We start from the raw sequence: 18,015 nt of genomic DNA on the forward strand, positions 1-18,015 counted from the left end.
AGTTCAGGAGCGCGAAAAACCTACCCCTCGATCCGCGAGAAATCCGCCACGTTGTGCACTGCACCACGGAACCGCGCAAGCAGGTCGAGCCGGGCGGCGCGCTTGTCCTTGTTGGCGTCATTCACCGTCACCTCCTCGAAGAACGCGTCGATCGGTGCACGCAAGCTGGCGAGCGCAGCCATCGCGGCAGCGAAGTCTTCGGCAGCGATGGCTTGCTCGGCCTGCGGTTCGGCCGCGTCGAGCGCGTCGATCAGCGCCTTTTCGGCGGGTTCGGGAGTGTAGGAAAGCTCCCTCGCGTGGCGTTCGGCCATCTTGGCTTCAATCACCGGGCGCAGGATCGGATCGTCCACCAAGGCGAGCGGGTCCTCTTCCCCGGTGCTGGCGATTTCCCCCTCGATGCCGCGCCAGTCCTCCTTCTTGAGGATATTCGCCGCGCGCTTGTAGGCGGCGAGGAGATTGGCGCCGTTGTCGCTGGCGATGAAGGCCTGCAAGGCGTGGACGCGGTTGAGATTTCCCACAATCTCGTCTTTCCTCACGTTCAGCATGAATACCGCATCGATGATGTCATGACGGATTCCCGCTTCTCTCTGCTGCACCTTGAGGCGATCAACAAAGAACGCAGGAACCGCGCGATATAGTTCCTCCGAAAGATGCTCCTGCACCCAAGCTACATTCATTTCGACACCGACGCGCCGCTCATTGAACCGGGCTATCAAATGGCCAGCCCTCGCTGCGGCATAATCAAGCTCTAGCCGCAATTGGTTCTTGATGACCAATTCAATGATTCCAAGCGCAGCACGCCTGAGAGCGAAGGGATCCTTGGAACCCGTTGGGCGCTCCTTTATTACGAAGAACCCAACCAACGTATCCAGCTTATCCGCCAGCGACACCGCCACCGTCACCGGCGCGGTCGGCACTTCGTCGCCCTGCCCGACCGGCTTGTAGTGATCGCGGATCGCGTCCGCGACCCGCGGGTCGAGCCCCTCGGCGCGGGCGTAGTAGCCGCCCATCAGCCCCTGCAATTCGGGGAATTCGCCGACCATTTCGGTGACGAGATCGGCCTTGCACAAGCGGGCTGCCTGTTCGGCGAGATCGGCCAATTCCCCCTCCCGCTGGCGGGAGGGGTTTGGGGTGGGAACGACCACGCCCTCGTTTTCTGACTCGATAGCGGTGACAGGCCCACCCCCAGCCCCTCCCGCCAGCGGGAGGGGAGTTACGATCCCCTCTTCCACCAGCCAGCGCGCCAGCTTGGCCACGCGTTCGACCTTGTCCGCCACAGTGCCCAGCTTCTCGTGAAACGTAATCCGTTCCAGCTTCTTCGCGTGATCTTCCAGCTTAACCTTGCGGTCCTGCTCCCAGAAGAAGCGCGCATCGCTGAGCCGCGCGGCGAGGACCTTACGGTTGCCGTTCACCACCACGGCCGGGTCCATCGCGTCGATATTGGCGGTGCAGACGAAGGCGTTGGCCAGACGGTCCTCCCCTGCAAGGGGAGGTGGCGCCGGCGCAGCCGGTGACGGAATGGTATCGCCATCAGCAGAGGGGGACACCCCTCCACCATGCTTCGCATGGTCCCCCTCCCCTTGCAGGGGAGGACCGACACACACGAAATACTTCTGGTTCACCCTTGCCGTAAGCTGGATCACCTCGGGCGGCACGTCGAGGTAATTGGCGTCGAACCGGCCCAGCAGCGGCACTGGCCATTCGGTCAGCCCGGCGTTTTCGATCACCAGCCCTTCGTCCGCCACCAGCACCAGCCCGGCCTCAGCCGCAACCTGCGCTGCGCCTTCGCGGATCAATACTGCACGCTCCTCGTGATCGACAATCACGTGGCAGGCGCGCAGCTTTTCCTGATAGTCGGCGGCGGAACCGATGGTGATTTCGCCTTCTTTGATGGTCGCATCGCGGTCGGGAAAACCGGTTCCCACTTTTCCCTGCGATGCTCCACGACAATGGAACCGGTGCCCGCGCGTGGCATAGCCGGACCGGATGCCGTCGATGGCGCAGTCGACCAGATCCTCGCCAAGGATCGCGACGATCCCGGACAGCGGGCGCACCCAGCGCAGGCTCTCGGTGGAAAGCGAAGCCGCGCCCCAGCGCATCGACTTGGGCCAGGAGAAATCGCGGACGATGGCGGGGATCGCCTCGGCCAGCAGATCGCGCATGGCGCGGCCGGGCTTGTCGATCACCGCAAAATAGGTCTCGCGCCCCTTCACGTCGCGAAGTTCGAGCGTGTCGCGCGTAATGCCGAGCTTGCGGCAGAAGCCCTCCACCGCCGCATCGGGCGCGCCGACCGGCGGCCCCTTGGCTTCCTCGCTCACCGCTGCGGTGGCTTGCGGAAGCCCGCGCGCGATCAGCGCGAGGCGGCGCGGGGTGGACCAGACGGTGAGATCGCTCACGGCAACCCCGGAGGCATCCAGTTCGCGCCGGAACAGCTTCTCCAGCTCCGCCCGCGCACCCGCCTGCATTCGCGCCGGGATTTCCTCGCAGCGCAGTTCGAGGAGGAAGTCGCTCACAGCACCCACTCCGGATACTTGGCCTGCCATTTGGGCGTCATTACCTCGGCGTATTTCTCGCAGGAGCCGCGCGCGAGATCGCGGACGCGGCCCATGTAGCTGGCGCGTTCCTGTACCGAGATCACGCCGCGCGCCTGCAACAGGTTGAAAATGTGGCTGGCCTCGACCGCCTGTTCATAGGCGGCAATCGGCACGTCCGCCGCGAGGGCATTGCGGCATTCCGCCTCGGCCTTGGCGAACAGGTCGAACAGCGCATCGGTTTCCGCGACCTCGAAGTTCCACTTCGACATCTGCTTCTCGTTTTCGAGAAACACGTCGCCGTAACTCACGCCAGCATTGTTGAACGCCAGATCGTACACGTTATCGACACCCTGGATATACATCGCCAGCCGTTCGAGCCCGTAGGTCAGTTCGCCCGCCACCGGCTTGCAATCGAAGCCGCCCATCTGCTGGAAATAGGTGAACTGGGTGACTTCCATCCCGTCGCACCAAACTTCCCAGCCCAGCCCCCAGGCGCCGAGCGTGGGCGATTCCCAGTCATCCTCGACAAAGCGGATGTCGTGCGCCAGCGGATCGACGCCGATTGCGGCGAGGCTTTGCAGGTAGAGTTCCTGGATGTCGGGCGGGCTCGGCTTGAGGATCACCTGGTACTGGTAGTAATGCTGCAGGCGGTTGGGGTTCTCGCCATAACGGCCATCAGTCGGGCGGCGGCTCGGCTGGACGAAAGCGGCGTTCCACGGTTCCGGCCCCAGCGCCCGCAGGGTGGTGGCCGGGTGGAAAGTGCCCGCGCCCATGCGCATGTCATGCGGTTGCAGGATCAGGCAGCCCTGCGCGCTCCAGAAATCGTGCAGCGCAAGGATCATGTCCTGGAAGGAATTTTGGGGCTGGCGTTCCATGCTGCGGCGCAATGGCGCAAGCCTTTCGGAGCGTCAATGCCGCCTCGCGCAACCCGCTTGACAGAAAGCGCATTTGCAGGGCCAATTAGCGCGGATGACCAAGCCCTTCCTCCGCCGCGCCATGCCGCTGTTCGCCGCCCTGTTGCTGGCCGTTCCGGCAGCGGCGCAGGACAGCGGCGACGGGCTCTATGCCTTCACCCAGGATTACGAGCCCGCCCCCGCGCTGTGGCGGCTGAGCGATGAAGATACCACGCTCTACCTGCTCGGCACCTTCCACGCCCTGCCGCGCGGTTTCGAATGGCGCAGCGCCCAGCTCGATGCGATCATCGAGGAAGCCGACGTGCTGGTGGTGGAAAGCAGCGATTTCGGTGCGGAGCCGGACGCCATCGATGTCGATGCCAAGCTGACCGCGCGGCTCCAACGCCGCCTGCCCACCTCCAGCCGCCTGTCCGCCCCCGGAGCCGCGCGCTGGCGGCAACTGGTGGCCATGTCCGGGCACGATTTCGTCTCCATCGATTCGATGCCGCTGTTGCTGGGTCTGCTAACTATGGGGATGACCGGCGGCGGGCCGGATACCTCATCCCCTCTCTATGGCGTGGAAACCGTGCTCGAACGGGAATTCCTCAGCCGCGACCGGCCGATCCTGACCATCGAGGATTCGGGTGGGGTAATGTATTCGCTGCTGCGGCTCGACAATTCGGAGCTGGTGGGCGAACTCGAAGCCAAGCTCAGCGACTGGGATGGCAAGTCGCTCGGCCACTTCTTCAACACCGACTATGTCGAAGAGACGGGCGACGCCTACTGGGTGGAAGAGCACAACTGGGCGCGCGGCGTGGTCGCCGATGACTTCGACATGGGCTTCGGCGATGGCCCGATTGGCCAGGCATTCGACTTCAACCTCCTCGCACGGCGCAATGCTGACTGGGCGGCCTGGCTGGAAGCGCGGCTTGCAGTGCCGGGCACGGCGCTGGTCGCGGTCGGTTCCGGCCATTTCGAAGGCGAGGAATCGCTGCTGGCGATGATAGAACGGCGCGGGCTGGTGGCCGAGCGGATCGATTAGATCCCGCCTTACCCATGTATCGCAATCAGTTAGTCATTGGATAGTCACGCCACCCTTACTTTATGTAAGGTAGTGTTGACATCGCCAGCGAATCGCTCCATAAAGTCATGCATACCTGACATTATGACAGGTAGACGAGACTAATTCGCGATTGCCGGAGCCAACTATGCACCTGCCTATCCCTTCCCCGCTGTGCATGCGCCAGAAATAGCCATGAACAACCGCCTGAAAGTCCTGCGCGCCATGCGTGACTGGAGCCAGGCCGAGCTGGCCGGGCGGCTCGATGTCTCGCGGCAGGCGGTCAACGCTATCGAGACCGGCAAGCACGATCCTTCGCTGCCGCTCGCCTTCCGCATCGCCCGCCTGTTCGAAATGCCGATCGAGGAGATTTTCGATGACCAAGTCTGATTTTGGGCCTGACCAAACCGCCCTCTCCGGCGAGGCCCGGCTGAAGGCCCGCACCCGCAAGTTCTGGACATTCCTGGCACTCGGCTTTGCACTTTCGCTGGCGATCGGGTTCTTCACCGGAACCGCCGGAGCGCTCTACGAGGGTGGCACCCTTCCCGGCTGGACGATCTATGCCCTGTGGGGCGTGGCGCTGGCCGGCTTCAGTTGGTTTACCTGGGAATACTTCCGCCGGGTGGACGAGCTGGACCTGATGGACAACCTCTGGGCCGCAATCATCGCCTTCTATTTCTACGTTTTGGCGATGCCGAGCTGGTGGCTGTTCAACGATCTCGGCCTGGCTCCAGAACCCGATCACATCGTGATCTACTTCTCCACCGTGCTTGTCATGTTCATCGCCTACGGCCTGCGCAAGCTCGGCCTGCGGTGAGTCTTTTAGTTCAACTCCATATCCATCGAGGAGTACCAGAAATGCTGCGCCACCTGATCCTTACCGCCTCTGCCCTTGCCCTCTCCGCTTGTGCATTCCCCACCACCACGCTGGCTCAGGAAGAAGCTGTCGCTGCTTCCGGCCCGGCGCTGTGGCAAGTGAGCGACGAGGACACGACCGTCTATCTGTTCGGAACTGTCCACGTGCTTCCGGAAGGACTGGACTGGTACAAGCCCGCAATTGCCGAGGCCCTGACCGGCGCCGATCAGTTCGTTTCCGAGCTCGACACCAGCGCCATTCCTGAAATGGTCCCCGGCGAAGCCCCGCCGCCCGAAGTGATGGCGCTGGCGCAGATGCAGATGCAACTCGCGCAGCTGACCACCGGCGGCACTCTGCGGGACCTGATGAACGAGACCGATCGCGCCGAATACGAAGCGGCCATGACCGGACTCGGCCTTCCCGTTGAGGCATTCGACGGATTGGAACCATGGTTTGCGTTCATGACCATGTCGCAGGTCGCGTTGATGCAGCAAGGGATGGACCCGACTGCCGGAGTAGAGCGCACCTTCGATGGGCTGATCGAAGGCAAGGATCGCGCTGCTTTCGAAACTGTCGAGCAGCAGCTTGGCTTCTTCGACAGCCTGCCGATGGAGGCGCAATTGCTGATGCTCGACCAGACCGCCGAGGGTCTCGACGAGATGGGGCCGATGTTGCAAAGCATGATCGACGAATGGATGGCGGGCGATCCCGAAGGCCTGGCCGCGATCATGAACGAGGAAATGAGTGATCCGGCGCTTTACGAAGTGCTGCTCACCCGACGCAATGCCAACTGGGCCGAATGGATCGAGAACCGGATGGCGCAGCCCGGCACAGTGTTCATCGCCGTGGGTGCAGGCCACCTCGCCGGAGAAGGAAGCGTGCAGGATTTCCTCGCCGAGCGCGGGCTGACGACCGAGCGGATCGAGTATTGATCCGGGTTCTCGTAACGATACTGGGGGCGCTGTGGCTGGCAAGCTGCGGCGCCCCTGCCGATTCCGCGCGGGACTGGCCGGAGCCATCGCCCGCCCTTTGGGAAGTGACTGCGCCGGGCGGCCAGAAGGGCTGGCTGTTCGGCACGATCCACTCGCTGCCCGATGATGTCGAATGGCGAAGCCCCTTGCTGAACGACGCGCTGGCCCAATCAAACATCTTGTTGGTTGAAGCTACGGCGGATGATCTCGCGAGTGCCAGCAGTGTGTTCGACCAGTTGTCCCGCAGCAACGATCTTCCCTCCCTGCTCATCCGTTTCGATCCAGACGAGCGCGCCGTCGTTTCTGCCCTGCTCGACCGCGCCGGAATGTCGGAGTCGGATTTTGCTCACTACGAGACATGGGGGGCGGCGCTACTTCTTGCTTCCGCCATTCGCACGGGAGACAGTGCCAACGGCACCGACCGCAGCCTGATGGCGGAGCACGACAATGTCTTCGCGCTGGAAGGGGCGCGGACGCAGTTAGGGATTTTCAACGCACTGCCGGAGGAGGAACAGGAAGACCTGCTGCTCGCTGTGGCGCGCGAAACCGCTGCCGGTCGAGACGAGGCCAGTGTTGACGCTTGGCTAAGCGGCGACCAGGAAGCAATGGCAGCATTGGCGCAGGACAGCCTGCTTGCCGACCCGGAACTGCGCGCTGCCTTGCTCGATGCCCGCAATCTGGCTTGGATCGAACCGATCGCGAGGGCTATTGAAGCAGGTGAACAACCACTGGTTGCCGTAGGCGCATCGCACATGCTCGGCGACAGGGGCCTACCCGCCCTGCTCGCCGCGCGCGGCTACGCCGTTCGGCGTATCCAATAGTTGCAATTTGCGCGCGCGCTGCTACACGCGCGCCTCCCCTCGTCACGGTCATCCCTGGAGGTGTGGCGGGAGGGAGCAACCATGCAATCGAAAGGCAAGTCTTATGAGCGACGCTCTTGAACTGTCGGCCGAGCTGCGCGAACGGGCTGGCAAGGGAGCCTCCCGTGAACTGCGTCGCAATGGCCGCGTCCCCGCCGTGATCTACGGCGGCAAGGAAGAACCGACCACCATCCATCTCGAAGCGAAGGAACTGGTCAAGCGGCTGGGTACCGGCCACTTCATGAATTCCATCGTCATGATCGATATCGGCGGCAAGGTGCATCGCACGCTGCCCAAGGATGTGGCGTTCGATCCGGTGAGCGATCGCCCGATCCATGTCGATTTCCTGCGCCTTGGCAAGGATGCGACAATTACCGTGAGCGTCCCCGTGGTGTTCGTGAACGAAGAAGCCAGCCCCGGCCTGAAGCGTGGCGGCGTGCTGAACGTGGTCCGCCACGAGCTGGAACTCGTCTGCGATGCAGACCGGATCCCCGGCGAGATCGAAATCGACGTTACCGGCACCGAAGTGGGCGATTCGATCCACATCAGCGCCGTTACCCTGCCTGCTGGTAGCGAAAGTGCGATTACGGATCGCGACTTTACCATCGCCACCATCGTCGCCCCGTCCGCGCTCAAGCGCGCTGATGGCGAAGCGGCGAGCGAAGCCGACGGTGAAGACGAAGGCGAAGGCGAGTAATGCCGATGGCCGCTCGCAAGGCGCTCGCCCTGTTTGCGGCTCTGGGAACGGGACTGGCCGGCATTGCCGCGCCGGTCCCCTTTCTTTCGGCAACGGCCCAGGCGCAGCAGGCGCCCCCACCGGCTCAGGGTGTGCTGCCCGCCGATCCGCAGGACTTCCAGTGCTTCGTGATGCTCCAGCAGCGTCGCAACACGTTTCTGGCGAACCAGCAGATGGACGCGGCAGCACGTGCGGAGGTGGTAAACAACCTCACCATCATTTCGGCCTATTATGCGGGCCGCATCAGCCACTATTCGTCGGCCGAGGCGATTGCGCAGTACCGTTCCGCCAACGCGGCGGTGGCTGCAGCAACGCCCGAACAGCAGGACGAATTCGCCAATGTCTGCGCCAACTTCTACCTCACGGTGATGAACGTGCTGGCGACAACCGGCGAACAGGCCGCTACGCCCCAATAGGGGAGGAATTTTCGTCATGCAGCTGTGGGTCGGCCTCGGCAATCCCGGACCGCGCTACGCAATGCAGCGGCACAACGTCGGCTTCATGGCCTGCGACCTGATCGCCGACATGCACGATTTCGGGCCGGTGCAGAAGAAGTTCGCCGGTTGGCTGCAAGAGGGCAAGATTGCTGGCGAAAAGATCCTGCTACTCAAGCCCGCCACTTTCATGAACGAAAGCGGGCAGAGCGTGGGCGAAGCGCTTCGATATTACAAGCTCCCGATCGAAGCGCTGACGGTGTTCCATGACGAGCTCGATCTCGCCCCATTCAAGATCAAGGTGAAGATCGGCGGCGGGACAGCCGGGCACAACGGCCTGCGCTCAATCGACAAGCACTGCGGCCCCGATTTTCGCCGGGTGCGGATCGGGATTGGCCATCCGGGACACAAGGACCGGGTCCACGGCCACGTGCTGGGCAATTACGCCAAGACAGAAATCGACGATCTCACCGACATGCTTGCCGCCATCGGTGCTGAAGCGCCATGGCTCGCCAAGGGAGACGATGCCCGCTTCATGAGCGACATCGCGCTACGCCAGCAGGACTGAAGCCTGATTCCCTTCTTTGAAAAGTGAAGACGGATTCACGACCGGTCTCACCTGCGGCCTCATCCATTCCCGAGCACCCAGTCCTTCTGCGGAATGTCGAGCAGGGAAAGGATGCTGGAAAGATCGCCGCGATCCACCCAGCCGTTCGCCGCTGCGCGGGGCTTGGGCTTGGCGCGGTAGGCTATGCCGTAGGTGGCGGCTTCGAGCATCGGGATGTCGTTCGCCCCGTCGCCCGCCGCCATGCTGACGGCATTGGCACCGCGTTGCTCGATCTCCTCCTCCAGCACCGCGCGCTTGGTGGCGCTGTCGGTGATCGGGCCGAGCAGCCCGCCGGTCAGCTTGCCACCGGAGACTTCGAGCCGGTTTGCTGCCACGTCATCGAAACCCAGTTGTTCGGACACGGCATCGGCAAAGTGGTGGAAGCCGCCCGTCACCAGCACCGTGCGACACCCGCGCGCCTTCAAGGTCTGCACCAGTACCCGCGCGCCTTCGGTGGGGCGGATGCGTTCGGCGAGGCAGGTGGCGACGGCGCCCTCGTCCAACCCCGCCAGCAGCGCCACCCGTTCGCGCAGCGCAGAAGCGAAATCGAGTTCGCCCTGCATCGCCCGCTCGGTGATTTCGGCGATCTGCGGCTTGATCCCGGCGTAGTCGGCCAGTTCGTCGATGCATTCCTGCCCGATCATGGTCGAATCCATGTCCGAGACGAACACATCGGGAATCCGAATAGCATCGCGGGCAATGATCGCATCGCTGGGGCCGAAATGCGCTTCGATGGCGGCGCGGATTGCGGCCAGGTCGTCCCCCGGCGATTCGATCTGCAGCACGTCGCCGCAGAAATCGAGCATCGCCGCGTGGGCCACCGGCGCTCCCGACCCTGCCAGCGCCGCCATCAGTGCGTCGAGCCCCCTTTCGAGATGGGAAGGCTCTGCTATCAGCCGGGCGATGAGCAATTCGGGCACTCCTATGCGCAAACAGGTGGCGCTCATTGCAGGGCCGACCGCCAGCGGCAAGAGCGATCTGGCGGTGCGGCTGGCGCTTACGTTGCATGAGGCGGGGCGCGAGGCGGTGATCGTCAACGCGGACAGCGCGCAGGTTTACGCCGACTTGCAGGTGCTTTCTGCCCGCCCGACTGAAGTGGAAATGGCGGGCGTGCCGCATCGGCTGTTCGGCGCATGGGACGGTGCGCAGGCCTGTTCGGCGGCGGATTGGGCGGCGGCGGCGAAGGCCGAGATCGCCTGGGCGCACGATGCGGGTGCGGTGCCGGTGCTGGTCGGCGGGACGGGTCTCTACATCCGCACCCTGCTCGATGGCATCGCTCCGGTTCCGGAGATCGACCTGGCGGTGCGCGCGGCAGTGCGCGCCCTGCCCACGCCTGAGGCATGGTCGGCCTTGCAAGTGGAAGACCCGGAACGCGCGGCCAAGCTCAATGCAGGCGACAGCCAGCGGATTGCCCGTGCGCTGGAAGTGGTGCGCTCTACCGGGCGGACGCTGGGGCATTGGCAGGCACAATTGACCGGCGGCATTGGCCAAGCTGTCGATCTCGTACCGCTAGTGCTGCTTCCCGATCGCGAAACCCTGTTCGCCCGTTGCGATGCGCGGTTCGCCCGGATGCTCGAATGCGGCGCGGTGGAGGAAGTCGAAGCGCTGCTGTCGCGTGGCCTATCACCCGACCTGCCCGTGATGCGCGCCATCGGCGTGCCGGAGGTCGCCGGATGGCTGCGCGGAGACTGGTCGAAGGAAGAGGCAATCGCGCGCGGGCAGCAGGCCACACGCAACTACGCCAAGCGCCAGTACACCTGGCTGCGCCACCAACCTCCGCCTGAATGGCAACGGACGCAACCTGAAAGTATCAGGATTGAGCATGATTTTGGAAGATTATTCTCCGATTAGCGGTTGACAGGATATATTCGAACGCATAGTGCCGCCCTCGGTAAGGAGAGGATGTGGCCCGGCAGGAGCGATCTTGTCGGGCCAGCCTTTTTTCGTGATGGCCCATTTAACGATGGTCGGATCGCGAGTGCTAACAAGGAGCAGTACAGTGCCAGAAGAACGCAGCGGGGCTGCGATATTGGTGGAAAGCCTGGTGCGGCAGGGAGTCGAATTCGTGTTCGGCTATCCCGGCGGTGCAGTGCTGCCGATCTATGACGAACTGTTTTCCGATCGGCGCATCCGGCACATCCTCGTCCGGCACGAGGCAGGCGCGGCGCACGCGGCGGAAGGCTATGCTCGCTCCACCGGCAAGCCCGGTGTCGTGCTCGTCACTTCCGGCCCCGGCGCGACCAACGCGATCACCGGGATTGCCGATGCCTTCATGGATTCGATCCCGCTGGTGGTGATCACCGGACAGGTGCCGACCAACCTGATCGGGACCGATGCCTTCCAGGAAGCCGATACCGTCGGCCTCACCCGGCATTGCTCGAAGCACAATTACCTTGTGAAAGATCCGGAAGTCCTCGCCGCGTCGATCGAGGAAGCCTTCGAAATCGCCACGACGGGTCGCCCCGGTCCGGTGGTGGTGGACATTCCCAAGAACGTCCAGATCGCCACGGCCATGATGGCCGACGGTCCGGCCCAGCGGCGCAAGCGCTATCACCCGCGCACCGTGGCTGCGGTGGACGAGATCGCCGAAGCCGTCGAACTGATCGCCAATGCCGAGCACCCGATTTTCTACACCGGCGGCGGCGTCATCAATTCCGGCCCGCGCGCCTCCGAACTGCTGCGTCAGTTACAGCAGCTGACCGGTGCGCCGGTCACTTCTACGCTGATGGGGCTCGGCGCCTTCCCCGCCGATCATCCCGACTGGCTGGGGATGTTGGGAATGCACGGCACTTTTGAAGCCAATATGGCGATGAACCAGTGCGACGTGATGGTCTGCGTGGGCGCGCGTTTCGATGACCGGGTGACCGGGCGGCTCGACGCCTTTTCCCCCGGCAGCACCAAGATCCACATCGATATCGACCGGTCGAGCATCAACAAGGTGGTGCCGGTCGATCTGGGGATTGTCGGCGATTGCGGGCAGGTGCTCGAACAGCTGATCGCTGGGTGGGGGAACCGACCCGCTCGCGATCTGGGCGAATGGCGTGCTCGCATCACCGGCTGGCGCGCGCGCGACAGTCTCGCCTATCCGCCGAGCAAGGACAGCACGATCATGCCCCAGCTCGCGGTGGAACGGCTGTTCGCGCTGACGCGAGATCGCGATCCGATCATCACCACCGAAGTCGGCCAGCACCAGATGTGGGCGGCGCAGTATTTCGGCTTCATGGGGCCGAACAAGTGGCTTACCAGCGGTGGGCTGGGCACGATGGGCTATGGCCTGCCCGCTGCCATCGGGGCGCAGCTCGGCAATCCCGATGCGCTGGTAATCGACGTTGCGGGCGAAGCGAGCATCCAGATGAACATCCAGGAACTGGGCACGGCCAGCCAGTTCCGCCTGCCGGTCAAGGTGTTCATCCTCAACAACGAATATATGGGCATGGTCCGCCAGTGGCAGGAACTGACCTACGAAAGCCGCTATTCGAATTCCTATTCGGACAGCCTGCCCGATTTCGTCAAACTGGCCGAAAGCTATGGCTGGAAGGGCATCCGCATTTCCGACGCCGCTGAACTCGACGCCGGAATCCTGGAAATGATCGCGCATGACGGCCCGGTGATGGTCGATTGCCGGGTGTCGCAAGATGCCAACTGCTTCCCGATGATCCCCAGCGGCGCGGCGCATACCGACATGCTGCTTTACGGCGACATGGTGGGCGGCACGATGGACGATGAAGCCAAGGCGCTGGTGTGATGGAGAGTGGATTGTCGATCAATGCGCAAAAGTCCCCCTCCCGCTTGCGGGAGGGGCTAGGGGTGGGCCTGAGTGGCACGCCTAGACTGGCCCACCCCCGGCCCCTCCCGCAAGCGGGAGGGGAGATATGAAAATCCAGCATCGCGAATCCGAGCGGCACGTACTCACCATTACGGTGGACAACGAGCCGGGCATCCTCGCCAAGATCACCGGCCTGTTCACCGCGCGCGGGTACAATATCGACAGCCTGACGGTGGCCGATATTTCCGAGGATCACGCGCTCAGCCGGATCACCATCGTCACCGGCGGGCCGCCGCAGGTGATCGACCAGATCATGGCGCAGCTTGACCGGCTGGTGCCCGTCCACAGGGTGATCGATCTCACCGAGGCCGGCCCGCATGTCGAGCGCGAGCTGGCGCTGATCAAGGTCACGGGCACGGGCGAAAACCGCGTCGAAGCGCTGCGGCTGGCTGACGTGTTCCGCGCCCGCCCGGTCGACACCACGATCGAAAGTTTCATCTTCGAATTGACCGGACCTCCGGACAAGATCGACTCCTTCATTGCATTGATGCGCGAAATCGGGCTGGTCGAAGTGGGCCGCACCGGAATTGTCGGGATGATGCGCGGCAGCGAAGGAGCTTGATCGCAATGGAATATGTGAACCCCGTTTTTGTGCTGCTGATGGCCGCTGCCCTGTGCGCGATTACTGCGCTCGTGCATTCGGTGCTGGGCGAACAGCGCCTGCTCCGGCCGCTGCTGGCGACCAACACCGGGGTGATGGAAAGCCCGCTGGCGCGCAATGTGACGCGCTTCGCATGGCACTGGACCACCGTGCTGTGGCTGCTGGTCGCCGCCGTCCTCGCGCTTTCCGCCTACGGCGATATCGACGCTCCGTGGCTCGTCTTCGCCATCGGCACCGCACATCTGGTGTTCGGCGTTGCCGACGCGATCCTCACCCGTGGCAAGCATATCGGCTGGCCGCTGATGACCATCATCGGGGGGCTGACGCTCCTCGCCTTCTATTCGATCCAGACCCAATAGGACCCGCAATGAAAGTTTATTACGACGCCGACGCCGATCTCAACCTGATCACGGACAAGAAGATTGTCGTGCTCGGCTATGGCAGCCAGGGCCACGCCCATGCGCAGAACCTGCGCGATTCGGGCGTCAGGAACGTCGCCATCGCGCTGCGCGAAGGCTCGGCCACGGCGAAGAAGGCGCAGGATGCGGGCTTCGAAGTGCTGAGCAACCGGCAGGCGGCGGAGCAGGCCGATATCCTGATGATCCTCGCGCCGGACGAGCATCAGGCGGCGATCTGGGAGAACGATCTGAAGGGCCACATGAAGCCGGGCGCGGCGCTCGCCTTCGCGCATGGCCTCAACGTCCACTTCGGCCTGATCGATCCGCCCGCCGATATCGATGTCATCATGATCGCGCCCAAGGGCCCCGGCCACACGGTGCGCAGCGAATATGCCAGGGGCGGCGGCGTGCCGTGCCTGATCGCGATCCATCAGGATGCCAGCGGCAATGCCCACGATGTCGCGCTGGCCTATGCGAGCGGCGTCGGCGGCGGGCGTTCGGGCATCATCGAAACCAATTTCCGCGAGGAATGCGAGACCGACCTGTTCGGCGAGCAGGCGGTGCTTTGCGGCGGCATCACCCATCTGATCCAGGCCGGGTTCGAAACGCTGGTGGAAGCCGGCTACGCGCCCGAAATGGCCTATTTCGAATGCCTGCACGAAACCAAGCTGATCGTTGATCTGCTTTATGAAGGCGGCATCGCCAACATGCGCTATTCGATCAGCAATACTGCCGAATATGGCGATATCACCACCGGCCCGCGGATCATCACGGCGGAAACCAAGGCGGAAATGAAGCGCGTGCTCGACGATATCCAGTCGGGCCGTTTCGTGAAGAATTTCGTGCTGGATAACCGCGCCGGCCAGCCTGAGCTGAAGGCCGCCCGCAAGCGCGCCGAAGCGCACCCGATCGAACAGACCGGCGCCCAGCTTCGCGCAATGATGCCTTGGATCAAGGCCAACCAGCTGGTCGACAAGGCAAAGAACTGAGAAGCGCGACCCGATATTCAAAGTGTAGACGATGAAGATATCGGCAGGGATGGTGCAATTGGGATTATCCCTGGAGACTCGGGCCACCATGACGGTGGCCCGAATAGTGCTGGCGGGCCACGGCGTAGCCGGCCCGCCTAAGGACGTGCAGCCGCCAGTCGTTGGTCAGGTGCGTGAAGGATTGCGACCGCGGCTGATCGCCACCAGCGCGTCCTTTGCTGCGAGCTTGAGCTTCTTCAGCTTGCTGATGCGGCCATAATTTGGCCAGCGGCGCGACTGTTCCAGCCGCAACCTCTCATCGAGCCGCTGGTGTTCTTGCAGCAAACGGAAAATATTGGTCTTCATGTCTGCACTCCTCTTGGAACGATTGATCCAATCGGGTGCCGGCAGGAGCGTCAGGGAAACTTAAAGAACGACGCACCGGGGAGCACCCGATGCGGTCCGACATCACGCGATCGTCAAGCGATTGCGCCAGAGGGGCCCGGCCCGCAGATCGGTTTTAAGCGACGGACGAAAGGTTTTCAAGGGGTGGGGTAAAGGGAAACGCGGTGGACAATGAGGCCCTCATTCCCCAAATTGCTTCAACCAGATCAATTCGCCTTTCCACCGGGAGAACTTTCGATGCGTAAGACCTTGCTTGCCCTCACCGCCACCAGCGCCGTGGCCGCCTTCACCGCCACCGGCGCCTTCGCCGATGCGCCGCGGCAGGAAGCGATGGACACCAGCAGCATTACTTCGGGCACTTATGCCACCGATCCGGCGCACTCGCTGGTCGGCTGGCGGCTCGATCACCTGGGCTTCAACGATTACTTCGGGATCTTCGGCGACGCGGCTGGCACTCTGGTGCTCGATACCGAGAACCTCGAAAACAGCACCGTCGATGTCACCGTGCCGATTTCCTCCGTCACCGTGGCCAGCGAAGGCCTGCGCGATCACCTGCTGCGCGCCGGAACCGATGGTGCAGCGCCCGATTTCTTTGGCCCTTCGCCCGAACCCGCACGGTTCGTCTCCACCATGGTCCACCCGACCGGCGAAACCAGCGCCCACATCATGGGCAACCTGACCTTCAACGGCCAGACCCACCCCGTCACCATCGAGGCCGAACTGGCCGGGATGGGCACCAACATGATGAGCCAGAAGGAAACCGTCGGTTTCCACGGCACCACCACCATCACCCGTTCGCAATGGGGCATGGGCTGGGGAACCCAGTTCGGCCTGGGTGACGAAGTCGAACTCGACATCACCGTTGCTTTCGAAAAGCAGTAATTCCGGTGCGGCGCGGGGGACCAGTCTTCTGCGCCGCATTCGCACTTTACCTGTTAACCATTCGGTCCTAACACTGTTCGCGATGCACACGCCAACCGGCCTTGCCCTGCTGCTTCGACTTACGCGCCCTTAGGCGTGCACCCGCCCCTGCCCTGCGCAGGGACTCGCCTAAGGGCTATTCCACATCGTTGCTGATCCGCCGTCCGCCCATCTTGCGCGGCGGCGCAAAGTCGAACAAGGCCGTTTCGCCATGCCAATGCTCCGTACTCCGGGCGCGAAATATCGCCCCTTTCCGCAAGTCCACTTGCCAGACCGGCAGTGGCCCAGCCGCACCATTACTACGCCGCCGCGATGGCTGAGCACCGATCTGCGTGACGGCAACCAGTCGATCATCGATCCGATGGATGCGGTGAAAAAGAACCGCTTTTTCGATCTGCTGGTGGAAGTGGGCGTCAAGGAAATCGAAGTCGGCTTCCCCGCCGCGGGCGCAACCGAGTTCGATTTTATCTCCGCTCTCGTGAAGTCGGGCCGCATCCCTGATGACGTCGTGGTGCAGGTGCTGACGCAGAGCCGTGCGGACCTGATCCAGCGCAGCTTCGAAAGCCTGGAAGGCGCGCATTCGGCGATCGTCCACCTCTACAACGCACTCAGCCCCGCATGGCGCGACATCGTTTTCCGCATGAGCCGGGACGAAGTGCGGCAGATCGCCGTCTCCGGCGCGCAGATGCTGGTGGACGAAGCCGCCAAGCGTCCCGGCACGCAATGGCATTTCGAATACAGCCCGGAGACTTTCTCCACCGCCGAACTCGATTTCAGCCTGGAGGTGTGTGAGGCCGTAATGCAGGTCGTCAGGCCGACGAAGGACTGGCCGATCATCCTCAACCTGCCCGCCACAGTGGAAGCGGCCACGCCCAATATCTATGCGGACCAGATCGAATACTTCTGCCGCAACCTGCCCAATCGCGAGGCGGCGGTCATCTCCCTGCACACCCACAACGATCGCGGCACCGGTGTCGCGGCGGCGGAACTGGGGCTGATGGCGGGCGCGGACCGGGTGGAAGGCTGCCTGTTCGGCAATGGTGAACGCACCGGCAACTGCTGCCTCGTGACGGTTGCGCTCAACATGTATACGCAGGGGATCGATCCCGGCCTCGATTTCTCGGATATCGACCGGGTGATCGAGACGGTGGAATACTGCAACCAGATCCCTGTCCACCAACGCCACCCTTATGGCGGCGAACTGGTCTTCACCGCCTTTTCCGGCAGCCATCAGGATGCAATCAAGAAGGGCTTCGAAGCGCAGGAACAGCGTAACGACGAATACTGGCGGGTGCCCTACCTTCCGATCGATCCCGCCGATCTCGGGCGCAGCTACGAAGCGGTGATCCGCGTCAATTCGCAGAGCGGCAAGGGTGGCTTTGCCTGGGTGCTACAACAGGATCAGGGGCTGAAACTGCCCAAGCGCTTGCAGGCCGATTTTTCCCGCCACGTACAATATATGGCCGACAGCCTGGGGCGCGAACTCAACGCGGCCGACATCTGGGAATGTTTCCGCCAGACCTATTACCTCAAGGTGGATAAGCGCCGTTTCCGGCTGGTCGACTACGAAGAAAACCGCGCGTCGGACGGAACCCGTATCTTCACTGGTACAGTTGAAGTGGATGGCGAGGCACAGCGGGTTTCCGGTCGCGGAAAAGGCCTGATCTCTTCCGTCCTCGCGACCTTGCGCGAAACATTCGGACTGGATTTCGAAGTCACCGACTATTCCGAACACGCGCTCAGCACCGGGGTCGATTCGAAAGCGGCGGCCTATATCGAATTCGCCCTGCCCGATGGCCGCACCGGCTGGGGCGTCGGGCTGGACGAGGATGTGGCGACTGCAGGCGTTCGCGCACTTCTGAGCGCGGCCAATGCCGCTTCGGAGGGGCCTGGCACGCCACGCTTCTAGGGACTATTGCGGATAATGCTGCTGTCCTCTCCGTAG

General features: G+C 63.2%; 19 protein-coding genes. 15 read left to right on the forward strand and 4 right to left on the reverse strand.

Annotated elements, in window-relative coordinates; all coding sequences use genetic code 11:
- Positions 1 to 20: 20 nt before the first annotated feature.
- Together JY451_14550 and JY451_14555 are read right to left on the reverse strand one after the other, a co-directional pair.
- Positions 21 to 2,513 (reverse strand): glycine--tRNA ligase subunit beta, encoded by a 2,493-nt coding sequence (locus JY451_14550; GenBank protein ID QZH74848.1) that lies wholly within the window; start codon positions 2,511 to 2,513, stop codon positions 21 to 23.
- Positions 2,510 to 3,409 (reverse strand): glycine--tRNA ligase subunit alpha, encoded by a 900-nt coding sequence (locus tag JY451_14555; GenBank protein ID QZH74849.1) that lies wholly within the window; start codon positions 3,407 to 3,409, stop codon positions 2,510 to 2,512. Before JY451_14555 ends, JY451_14550 begins: the two co-directional genes overlap by 4 nt.
- Positions 3,410 to 3,503: 94 nt before the next feature.
- Between JY451_14555 and JY451_14560 the strand changes: the two genes are divergently transcribed.
- The 8 genes from JY451_14560 (at position 3,504) to JY451_14595 (ending at position 8,912) form a co-directional block, all read left to right on the forward strand.
- Positions 3,504 to 4,469, forward strand: a complete 966-nt coding sequence (locus JY451_14560; protein ID QZH74850.1) for a TraB/GumN family protein — start codon at positions 3,504 to 3,506, stop codon at positions 4,467 to 4,469.
- Positions 4,470 to 4,682: 213 nt separating this feature from the next.
- Positions 4,683 to 4,877: a helix-turn-helix transcriptional regulator gene (locus tag JY451_14565; GenBank protein QZH74851.1), complete on the forward strand. Its 195-nt coding sequence runs from the start codon at positions 4,683 to 4,685 to the stop codon at positions 4,875 to 4,877.
- Positions 4,864 to 5,304, forward strand: coding sequence for a hypothetical protein (locus JY451_14570; protein ID QZH74852.1), 441 nt, complete (start codon positions 4,864 to 4,866; stop codon positions 5,302 to 5,304). The genes JY451_14565 and JY451_14570 overlap by 14 nt, the downstream gene beginning before the upstream one ends.
- Before the next feature lie 41 nt (positions 5,305 to 5,345).
- Positions 5,346 to 6,275, forward strand: a complete 930-nt coding sequence (locus JY451_14575) for a TraB/GumN family protein (GenBank protein QZH74853.1) — start codon at positions 5,346 to 5,348, stop codon at positions 6,273 to 6,275.
- A complete protein-coding gene (locus JY451_14580) occupies positions 6,272 to 7,135 on the forward strand; it encodes a TraB/GumN family protein (protein ID QZH74854.1) in 864 nt (287 codons plus the stop codon). Before JY451_14575 ends, JY451_14580 begins: the two co-directional genes overlap by 4 nt.
- Before the next feature lie 103 nt (positions 7,136 to 7,238).
- Positions 7,239 to 7,871: a 50S ribosomal protein L25/general stress protein Ctc gene (locus JY451_14585; GenBank protein QZH74855.1), complete on the forward strand. Its 633-nt coding sequence runs from the start codon at positions 7,239 to 7,241 to the stop codon at positions 7,869 to 7,871.
- Positions 7,872 to 7,876: 5 nt separating this feature from the next.
- The gene (locus JY451_14590) at positions 7,877 to 8,326 is read left to right on the forward strand and encodes a hypothetical protein (GenBank protein QZH74856.1); all 450 of its coding nucleotides are present in this window, start codon (positions 7,877 to 7,879) and stop codon (positions 8,324 to 8,326) included.
- 16 nt (positions 8,327 to 8,342) lie between these two features.
- Positions 8,343 to 8,912 carry an aminoacyl-tRNA hydrolase gene (locus tag JY451_14595; GenBank protein QZH74857.1) on the forward strand — a complete coding sequence of 190 codons (570 nt, stop codon included), beginning with the start codon at positions 8,343 to 8,345 and terminating at the stop codon, positions 8,910 to 8,912.
- Positions 8,913 to 8,971: 59 nt separating this feature from the next.
- On the opposite strand, the gene serB is transcribed toward JY451_14595, so the two are convergent.
- The gene (gene serB / locus JY451_14600; protein QZH74858.1) at positions 8,972 to 9,898 is read right to left on the reverse strand and encodes a phosphoserine phosphatase SerB; all 927 of its coding nucleotides are present in this window, start codon (positions 9,896 to 9,898) and stop codon (positions 8,972 to 8,974) included.
- Between serB and miaA the strand changes: the two genes are divergently transcribed.
- The 5 genes from miaA to ilvC all read left to right on the forward strand — a co-directional run bounded on the left by miaA (position 9,855) and on the right by ilvC (position 14,765).
- The gene (gene miaA / locus JY451_14605; protein ID QZH74859.1) at positions 9,855 to 10,802 is read left to right on the forward strand and encodes a tRNA (adenosine(37)-N6)-dimethylallyltransferase MiaA; all 948 of its coding nucleotides are present in this window, start codon (positions 9,855 to 9,857) and stop codon (positions 10,800 to 10,802) included. The genes serB and miaA overlap by 44 nt on opposite strands.
- A gap of 148 nt (positions 10,803 to 10,950) precedes the next feature.
- Positions 10,951 to 12,696 carry a biosynthetic-type acetolactate synthase large subunit gene (gene ilvB / locus JY451_14610; GenBank protein ID QZH74860.1) on the forward strand — a complete coding sequence of 582 codons (1,746 nt, stop codon included), beginning with the start codon at positions 10,951 to 10,953 and terminating at the stop codon, positions 12,694 to 12,696.
- 127 nt (positions 12,697 to 12,823) lie between these two features.
- Positions 12,824 to 13,339, forward strand: a complete 516-nt coding sequence (gene ilvN, locus JY451_14615; protein QZH74861.1) for an acetolactate synthase small subunit — start codon at positions 12,824 to 12,826, stop codon at positions 13,337 to 13,339.
- Positions 13,340 to 13,344: 5 nt separating this feature from the next.
- Positions 13,345 to 13,737, forward strand: a complete 393-nt coding sequence (locus JY451_14620) for a hypothetical protein (protein QZH74862.1) — start codon at positions 13,345 to 13,347, stop codon at positions 13,735 to 13,737.
- 8 nt (positions 13,738 to 13,745) lie between these two features.
- Positions 13,746 to 14,765: a ketol-acid reductoisomerase gene (gene ilvC / locus JY451_14625; protein ID QZH74863.1), complete on the forward strand. Its 1,020-nt coding sequence runs from the start codon at positions 13,746 to 13,748 to the stop codon at positions 14,763 to 14,765.
- 165 nt (positions 14,766 to 14,930) lie between these two features.
- Here ilvC and JY451_14630 read toward each other — a convergent pair whose 3' ends face one another.
- Positions 14,931 to 15,110, reverse strand: coding sequence for a DUF465 domain-containing protein (locus JY451_14630; protein ID QZH74864.1), 180 nt, complete (start codon positions 15,108 to 15,110; stop codon positions 14,931 to 14,933).
- Between the two features lie 276 nt (positions 15,111 to 15,386).
- Between JY451_14630 and JY451_14635 the strand changes: the two genes are divergently transcribed.
- Both JY451_14635 and leuA read left to right on the forward strand, forming a co-directional pair.
- On the forward strand, positions 15,387 to 16,031 hold the full coding sequence (locus tag JY451_14635; protein QZH74865.1) for a YceI family protein: 645 nt from the start codon (positions 15,387 to 15,389) through the stop codon (positions 16,029 to 16,031).
- A gap of 250 nt (positions 16,032 to 16,281) precedes the next feature.
- A complete protein-coding gene (gene leuA / locus JY451_14640; protein ID QZH74866.1) occupies positions 16,282 to 17,979 on the forward strand; it encodes a 2-isopropylmalate synthase in 1,698 nt (565 codons plus the stop codon).
- The last annotated feature ends 36 nt before the right edge of the window (positions 17,980 to 18,015 follow it).

The sequence above is a fragment of the Erythrobacter sp. genome (assembly GCA_019739335.1).
Lineage (GTDB): Bacteria > Pseudomonadota > Alphaproteobacteria > Sphingomonadales > Sphingomonadaceae > Alteraurantiacibacter.

Coding starts and splice junctions, on each gene's coding strand:
- JY451_14555 (QZH74849.1), bottom strand. CDS start 3,409: ATGGAACGCCAGCCCCAAAATTCCTTCCAGGACATGATCCTTGCGCTG.
- JY451_14560 (QZH74850.1), top strand. CDS start 3,504: ATGACCAAGCCCTTCCTCCGCCGCGCCATGCCGCTGTTCGCCGCCCTG.
- JY451_14565 (QZH74851.1), top strand. CDS start 4,683: ATGAACAACCGCCTGAAAGTCCTGCGCGCCATGCGTGACTGGAGCCAG.
- JY451_14570 (QZH74852.1), top strand. CDS start 4,864: ATGACCAAGTCTGATTTTGGGCCTGACCAAACCGCCCTCTCCGGCGAG.
- JY451_14575 (QZH74853.1), top strand. CDS start 5,346: ATGCTGCGCCACCTGATCCTTACCGCCTCTGCCCTTGCCCTCTCCGCT.
- JY451_14585 (QZH74855.1), top strand. CDS start 7,239: ATGAGCGACGCTCTTGAACTGTCGGCCGAGCTGCGCGAACGGGCTGGC.
- JY451_14590 (QZH74856.1), top strand. CDS start 7,877: ATGGCCGCTCGCAAGGCGCTCGCCCTGTTTGCGGCTCTGGGAACGGGA.
- JY451_14595 (QZH74857.1), top strand. CDS start 8,343: ATGCAGCTGTGGGTCGGCCTCGGCAATCCCGGACCGCGCTACGCAATG.
- miaA (QZH74859.1), top strand. CDS start 9,855: ATGAGCAATTCGGGCACTCCTATGCGCAAACAGGTGGCGCTCATTGCA.
- serB (QZH74858.1), bottom strand. CDS start 9,898: ATGAGCGCCACCTGTTTGCGCATAGGAGTGCCCGAATTGCTCATCGCC.
- ilvN (QZH74861.1), top strand. CDS start 12,824: ATGAAAATCCAGCATCGCGAATCCGAGCGGCACGTACTCACCATTACG.
- JY451_14620 (QZH74862.1), top strand. CDS start 13,345: ATGGAATATGTGAACCCCGTTTTTGTGCTGCTGATGGCCGCTGCCCTG.
- ilvC (QZH74863.1), top strand. CDS start 13,746: ATGAAAGTTTATTACGACGCCGACGCCGATCTCAACCTGATCACGGAC.
- JY451_14630 (QZH74864.1), bottom strand. CDS start 15,110: ATGAAGACCAATATTTTCCGTTTGCTGCAAGAACACCAGCGGCTCGAT.
- JY451_14635 (QZH74865.1), top strand. CDS start 15,387: ATGCGTAAGACCTTGCTTGCCCTCACCGCCACCAGCGCCGTGGCCGCC.
- leuA (QZH74866.1), top strand. CDS start 16,282: ATGCCAATGCTCCGTACTCCGGGCGCGAAATATCGCCCCTTTCCGCAA.